Genomic DNA, 1,826 nt, shown 5'->3' with positions numbered 1-1,826 from the left:
TGCGTGGGCTTCGGGCGGGGGCGGCCGTGGTGGCTGCGGTGCTGCTGGCGGGCGGGACGGCAGGGTGTCAGCTGGTCTCGCCGGACGACGAGGACCAGGGGCCGATCACCGTCGGCACCACGGACACCGTCACCACCCTCGACCCCGCCGGGGCCTACGACGCGGGCTCCTGGGCGCTGTTCAGCAACCTCTATCAGTCATTGATGACCTACGCCCCGGGCACCGGCGCCCCCGTCCCCGACGCGGCCGAGCGCTGCGGTTTCCAGGGCAAGGACTTACGCACCTTCCGGTGCGAGCTCCGCGAGGGCCTGAAATTCGCCAACGGGCAGGAACTGACCGTCAAGGACGTGAAGTTCTCCTTCGACCGGATCCTGCGGATCAAATCCTCCCAGGGGCCGCAGTCGCTGCTGGACACCCTGGAGTCCGTCGGCACCGCCGGGCGGACGGTCACCTTCCGGCTGCGGGTCCCGGACGCCACGTTCCCGTTCAAGATAGCCACCGGCGCCGGCGCCATCGTCGACAGCTCGCGCTATCCGGCCGACAGACTGCGCACCGGCACCGAGGCCGACGGCTCCGGCCCGTACGCCCTCACGGCCTACCGCCCGCGCTCCGTGGCCGAGCTGCGGCCCAACAAGCACTACCAGGGCGCCGTCAAGCACCGCGGCGGCGACGTGACCGTGCGCTATTTCGCGGACTCGGCAGCGATGAGCAAGGCGTGGAAGCAGCGCTCCCTCGACGTCGCCGGCCGGCTGCTGCCGCCGGCCGACATCGCCGCGCACTCCCTGGCCGACACCGGGGTGAAGCTGATGGAGAGCACCGGCGCCGAGACCCGCTCCATGTTCTTCAACCTGCGCGACGGCTCGCCGCTGAAGCCGCCGGCGGTCCGCCGGGCCGTCGCGGCCGTCGTCGACCGCGAGGCCCTCGCGCGCGACGTCCACCGCCGCACCGTCGAACCGCTGTACTCCCTCATCCCCCAGGGCCTCACGGGTCACAGCACCTCGTTCTTCGACCTCAACCCCCACCCGGACCCGGAGTCGGCCCGCTCCATCCTCAGCCGCGCCGGCATCACCACCCCCGTCCGCTTCACGCTCGCGTACTCGCAGGGCGCCGCCACCGACGAGGAAGCGGCGCTGCTGAAACGGCAGCTGGAGGGCACCGGCCTGTTCGAGGTGACCACACGGCGCGTGGAGTGGACGGAGTTCCGGGAGGGCTACACCCGCGGCGCCTACGACGCGTACTGCGTCGGCTGGCTCGCCGACTACCCCGACCCGGACAACTTCACCACCCCGCTCGTGGGCCGCTCCTCCTCCTTCCGGACGGGGTACGCGAACCCCAAGGTGGAGCAGCTCATCGGCGCCACGCAGGACAGCTCGCAGCGCAGCCGCGTCGCGAAGGACTTCCGGGCCATCCAGGAGATCATCGCCCAGGACGTGCCCCTGCTGCCCCTGTGGCAGAAGAAGGACTACGTGCTCAGCAGCGCGTCCGTCTCGGGGACGCAGTACCTCTCCGACGGGACCGGGCAGTGGCGCCTGTGGGAGCTGGGACGGCTCTGAGGACGGGGCGGGCGCCCCGCTCCCCTATGACCTGCGCCGCAGCGCCCTGACGCCGCGCAACCCGATCAGCCCCACGGCCGTCCCCAGAAGAAACGAGGTGACCGCCAGCGCGAGATGCACCCAGAAGTACGCGGTCGGGTCACCCGCGTCGTCAAAGGCGAGACCGCTGCCGTCCTTCCACAGATTCTTCGCGAAGGTGATCCAGATGACCCAGCTCCACGCGCCGAAGGCGAGCAGGAACCAGGAGACGGGACGGGAGAGGACGGCGGGGGC

Annotated in this window: 2 protein-coding genes; one reads left to right on the top strand and one right to left on the bottom strand. The window is 71.2% G+C overall.

Annotated elements, in window-relative coordinates; genetic code table 11:
- The coding region (locus ACSNOG_RS32650; RefSeq protein WP_436756319.1) for an ABC transporter substrate-binding protein at positions 1–1,553 on the top strand (1,553 nt) is incomplete at its 5' end.
- 24 nt (positions 1,554–1,577) lie between these two features.
- Here ACSNOG_RS32650 and ACSNOG_RS32645 read toward each other — a convergent pair.
- Positions 1,578–1,790, bottom strand: coding sequence for an SCO4848 family membrane protein (locus ACSNOG_RS32645; RefSeq protein WP_058047096.1), 213 nt, complete (start codon positions 1,788–1,790; stop codon positions 1,578–1,580).
- Between the last annotated feature and the right edge of the window lie 36 nt (positions 1,791–1,826).

Source organism: Streptomyces sp. URMC 124 (genome assembly GCF_051386455.1).
In the GTDB taxonomy this organism is placed as follows: Bacteria; Actinomycetota; Actinomycetes; order Streptomycetales; family Streptomycetaceae; genus Streptomyces.
The sequence above is the reverse complement of the archived record's forward strand: the minus strand, read 5'-3'. Positions and strand labels throughout refer to the sequence as shown.